The sequence below is a fragment of the Peribacillus sp. YIM B13482 genome (assembly GCF_042787975.1).
Lineage (GTDB): Bacteria > Bacillota > Bacilli > Bacillales > DSM-1321 > Peribacillus > Peribacillus simplex_A.
On the sequence record NZ_JBHZPF010000137.1, the window covers coordinates 1 to 1,592 of the forward strand.

3 protein-coding genes and 1 pseudogene are annotated in these 1,592 nt (G+C 41.0%); 1 reads left to right on the forward strand and 3 read right to left on the reverse strand.

Annotation, left to right across the window (positions count from 1 at the left end; genetic code table 11):
- Positions 1-41: 41 nt before the first annotated feature.
- From ACFX4L_RS25315 to ACFX4L_RS25325, 3 genes and pseudogenes are all read right to left on the reverse strand, one after another.
- Positions 42-200 (reverse strand): annotated as a pseudogene (locus ACFX4L_RS25315) (YjcZ family sporulation protein); the annotation flags it as partial.
- 153 nt (positions 201-353) lie between these two features.
- The gene (locus ACFX4L_RS25320) at positions 354-674 is read right to left on the reverse strand and encodes an SbtR family transcriptional regulator (RefSeq protein ID WP_377406664.1); all 321 of its coding nucleotides are present in this window, start codon (positions 672-674) and stop codon (positions 354-356) included.
- Positions 566-907 (reverse strand): TetR/AcrR family transcriptional regulator, encoded by a 342-nt coding sequence (locus tag ACFX4L_RS25325; RefSeq protein WP_377406666.1) that lies wholly within the window; start codon positions 905-907, stop codon positions 566-568. The genes ACFX4L_RS25320 and ACFX4L_RS25325 overlap by 109 nt, the downstream gene beginning before the upstream one ends.
- A gap of 171 nt (positions 908-1,078) precedes the next feature.
- Between ACFX4L_RS25325 and ACFX4L_RS25330 the strand changes: the two genes are divergently transcribed.
- Positions 1,079-1,528, forward strand: coding sequence for a PAS domain-containing protein (locus tag ACFX4L_RS25330; RefSeq protein ID WP_377406668.1), 450 nt, complete (start codon positions 1,079-1,081; stop codon positions 1,526-1,528).
- The last annotated feature ends 64 nt before the right edge of the window (positions 1,529-1,592 follow it).

Here is a 1,592-nt window from a genome sequence, read left to right on the forward strand (position 1 = left end):
TATCGAATGAGAATCGTCTTTTTTTAATTTGATTTACCGTACTAGTTAGAAAAACGTGAGTTTTTCAGCAGCCTCCAATAAAGGTCGGCTTTTTTTAAACTATTTTTAGCAGCAGCCTCAGTAACCATAGCCATGCCGCCGTATCCACCAACAAAGCTAGCTCCAACAATGATTAAGAGTATAAACAAAACGACTATAAATCAGCAGGACAAAGCTGCCGCATGGATTAGCAGCCTCGCTACGCTAACGGGCAGGATAGTTCAAAATTAATTGCGGGGAACCGTATCACAAGTAGGTCGAAATATGCGCCTTAAACGCTTGCGGTCTCGGGAGTCGCAAGCGTTTATTTTTGATTACCCGCGAAGACCGTCGCATAGGATCGAAACGATGCGGTCCGGAAAAGTCCCGCCGTCCCCGGTTGCCTGCAAGATGCCGATAAGCAGGACTTTGATATCCTCAATGCGAGCATCAGCCCGAACAGAGCCGCTTTGTTGGGCACGAGCGAGAAGATTGTTAATCCCTCGCCAAAAATCCCTTGCAACCTCCGAACGTCCAGCATCTATATTCAGACTGCTAACAAGGGCATCGGTGATCGCCTTGTTTGCAATCCCCTCGCGTATGATTCTTGCAAAATAATGAAAGAATGCTTCACCCGGGTCGTCGTGGTAAAGCAATTGATTTGCTTCTTCGATAAGACGCGCCTTGTGGCTGATAATAACGGCCCCAAACAAATCTTCCTTGGTCGGGAATAGACGGTACCCACGCCCACACCGGCACGTCGGGCGATTTCATCCATCGAGACGGAAATGCCTTCGGTCATAAAAACCCTTATCCCGATTTCTTTTGGCATCTGCACGCAATGCCTTCTCGGGAGTCGTGGCGACGGCGGAAACACGCCAAGGCCCATAAAAAAAGGTTTTCCATTAATAAAAGACCAACTTTATTGCTTTGAATGTAGGGAATTATCTGAAGTAACATGTTATTAATGCTTATTTAATTTTTGTGCTAGTATAAGAATAGATTTAATTATCAGTCAATTACGAATAGTGGATAATCAGTAATGACTAGGAGGTAAACCATGGATTTAAGAGAAGACGTTTCTATACTTTTAAAACATATTTTGGAACATTCTTTTGATGAAATCTTTATTGCTGACGCATTGGGTAATATTTTATACACAAGCCACACCACCGAAAAAATGTTTGGAATTCCATTTAAACCAAAAATGAATCAAAATATCTTTGACCTCGAAAAAGATGGCGTGTTTTCTCCCTCCGTCATTGCGAATGTATTAAGAAGTGCTAGAAAAGAAACCCTTATTCAAGAAACTATACATAATAGGAAAACAATCATCTCTGGCTATCCTATCTATGATGACAAAGGAATTTTGATTGGAGCACTTAGTTTCTCAAGGGACATAACAGAATTTGAATACTTGAAAAATGAAAACGAACAGGTTGCAAAAGCTGTGCAGTTATACAAAAAGGAAATTGAAAAGTTAAAAAAACAGGCTATTAGGGGCTGTTGACAATCTAAAAGGATTTTTGAAAACTGTATAGAATTTATTCTATGCAGGTTTTTTATTGGAGGGA

Excerpts from the sequence above, each read along its gene's own strand:
- ACFX4L_RS25325 (WP_377406666.1), bottom strand. The coding sequence starts at position 907 with ATGGGCCTTGGCGTGTTTCCGCCGTCGCCACGACTCCCGAGAAGGCAT.
- ACFX4L_RS25330 (WP_377406668.1), top strand. The coding sequence starts at position 1,079 with ATGGATTTAAGAGAAGACGTTTCTATACTTTTAAAACATATTTTGGAA.